The sequence below is a fragment of the Tabrizicola sp. genome, assembly GCF_041911175.1.
Classification (GTDB): Bacteria; Pseudomonadota; Alphaproteobacteria; order Rhodobacterales; family Rhodobacteraceae; genus Tabrizicola.
On sequence record NZ_JAYRPN010000047.1, the window covers coordinates 1 to 2575 of the forward strand.

Here is a 2575-nt window from a genome sequence, read left to right on the forward strand (position 1 = left end):
GCCTGGCTGTAGGGATGCGCGGGATCGGCGAAGAGCGGTCGTGCCGCGCCTTCCTCGGCCACCCGGCCCAGATACATCACCGTGACCGAGGAACAGACCTCGCGCACGATGGCAAGGTCATGGGCCACGATGACGATGGTCAGGCCAAGGCGTTCCTGCAGCCGCGCGAAGAGGTTGACGATCTGGGCGCGCACCGAGACATCGAGCGCCGACAGCGGTTCGTCGGCGATCAGCAGCGCCGGGTCCAGCGCCAGCGCACGCGCGATCGAGACGCGCTGGCGTTGGCCGCCCGACAGCGAGCGGGGGATACGGTCCAGCACGGTCGCGGGCAGGGCCACGAGGTCGAGAAGCTCGGCGACCTTCGCCTCGCGCGCGGCAGCGTTTCCAAGGCCGTGGATCTGCAGGGGCTCTTCCAGCGTCTGGCCGACGGTCTGGCGGCGGCTCATGCTGCCCAGGGGGTCCTGAAACACGAACTGCGCGGCGCGGGCAAAGCCCTTGCGGTCGGCGGACTGCCATTCGGCCCGGTCACGGCCCGCGATCCGGACGCTGCCTTCGGTGGTCTGCTGCAAGCCGATCAGCGCGCGGGCAAGCGTGGTCTTCCCGCAGCCGGATTCGCCGACGATGCCGTGGAAGGCGCCCTTCGGCACGGTCAGGTCCACCCCGTCGACCGCGCGGACCAGGCCCGCGGCGGTCTGGAAATGCACCTTGACGCCTTTTGCTTCGATTGCCGGGGTCTCAGCCATGGGGAATGCCCTCCTCTTGCAGAACGACGGGGCAGGCGACACGGCGCGGCGCCGAGCCCCGGGTGACGGACACCAGCGGCGGGCGGTGACTGCGGCAGGCGGGCTGCACGCGATCGCAGCGGTCGGCAAAGCGGCAGCCGGGTTCAAGCTTCGACTGGTTGGGCGGCAGGCCGGGAACTTCCTTCGTCCCCGTCGCCGTGTCCGAGCGGAAGTCCGGCACCGAAGCCAAGAGGCCGCGGGTATAGGGGTGGATCGGGTCGGTCAGCAGGTCGATGGCCGCGCCTTCCTCGGCCACCTGGCCCGCGTAAAGCACCATAACCCTGTCGGCCAGCACCGAGACCGCGCCGATGTCATGGGTGATCAGGATCACGGCGATGCCGTCCTCCTTCTGGATCTGCCGGATCAGCGCCAAGATCTGGGCCTGCACGGTCGCATCCAGCGCCGTCGTTGGCTCGTCGGCGATCAGGACACGCGGCCGCGCGGCCAGCGCAAGGGCGATCATTGCGCGCTGCAACATGCCGCCGGAGAGTTCATGTGGATAGCGGTCATAGCGGTCTTCCGGGTCGGGGATGCCGGACCGGGCGAGGAGCGAGACCGCTTCCTTCCGCGCAGCCTCGGCAGACAGGCCCTGAAACAACTGTGCCTGCCGCGCCAGTTGCGGGCCGATCTTCAGCATCGGATTCAGCGCGCTCATCGGGTCCTGGAAGATCACTCCGAAGAAGCCGCCGCGCAGCGCCGACAAGGCGCCCGGGGATAGCGTCAGGATGTCCTTGCCATCCGCCGATGCCTTGCCCCGCAGGTCCACCGCCACGCCCTCGGGCAGAAGACCCAGCGGGCCAAGCGTCATCACCGTCTTGCCCGAGCCGCTCTCGCCCACAATCGCCAACGTCTCGCCGGGGGCGACATGGAACCCGGCTCCGTCCACCGCGCGGACCGAGACGGTCGGGGTGTAGAGGTCGATCACCAGATTCTCGACTTCGTAGACAGCACTCATGCGTGGCCCTCCGCCGCCGCGCGGGCGGTCTCCTCAACGTCGCGTGCCGCCTTCTTCCGCTTCAGAAACCCGCCCCTGACCGCGCGCGGCACCTTTTGCAGCGCGAAAGCCTCGCCCAGCAGGTTGAAGCTGACGACCACGGCGGTCAGCGCCAGACCGGGGATGATGACCAGCGCAGGGTATTCCTCAATATAGGACATGCCATCGACCAGCATCTGCCCCCATTCCGGCGTGGGCGGCGCAACCCCAAGCCCCAGGAACGACAGCGTGGCAATGGCCAGCACAAGCGCGCCCGCGTCGGCGCTGGCATAGACAACCACCAGCCCCAGAACATGCGGGAGAATATGCCGGATGAAGATCCACAGGTGTGACGCGCCCATGACCCGCGCCGCCTCGATATAGGGCTGCTGCAACTCGGCCACCACGACGGCACGGCTCATCCGGGCATAGTTCGCCCACCAGGCCAGGGTCAGGGCAAGGATCATCTTCCAGTAGTCCGACATCCAGGCGAAGTTCTCGCCCGAGAAGACCCCCATCAGCGCCAGCGCGATGACGAGCGACGGCAGCGCCAGCGCGATGTCGATCAGCGAGATCAGCACCAGTTCGGCCTTGCCGCCGACATAGCCCGCGAAGGACCCGATGACGACGCCGATGGCCAGCGCCGTCGCCAGAACCACCACCATGGCCACAAGCGAGGTGCGCGCGCCGCCGATGATCCGGCTGAACATGTCGCGGCCAAGGTAGTCGGTGCCAAGCCAATGGTCCCACGAAGGGCCGGTCAGAAGCGCGCCGTAATCCTGCGCGATGGGGTCATCGGTCATCAGCAGCGGCGCGAAGA

Annotated in this window: 3 protein-coding genes; all 3 read right to left on the minus strand. The window is 68.0% G+C overall.

The window, feature by feature from the left end; all coding sequences use genetic code 11:
* On the minus strand, positions 1-743 hold a 743-nt coding region (locus ACE3P6_RS06315; protein ID WP_374392842.1), incomplete at its 3' end, for an ATP-binding cassette domain-containing protein.
* Positions 736-1737, minus strand: a complete 1002-nt coding sequence (locus tag ACE3P6_RS06320; RefSeq protein ID WP_374392844.1) for an ABC transporter ATP-binding protein — start codon at positions 1735-1737, stop codon at positions 736-738. The genes ACE3P6_RS06320 and ACE3P6_RS06315, both read right to left, overlap by 8 nt.
* Positions 1734-2575: ABC transporter permease (locus ACE3P6_RS06325; RefSeq protein ID WP_374392847.1), on the minus strand; the 842-nt coding region annotated here is incomplete at its 5' end. The genes ACE3P6_RS06320 and ACE3P6_RS06325, both read right to left, overlap by 4 nt.

Coding starts and splice junctions, on each gene's coding strand:
- ACE3P6_RS06320 (WP_374392844.1), bottom strand. CDS start 1,737: ATGAGTGCTGTCTACGAAGTCGAGAATCTGGTGATCGACCTCTACACC.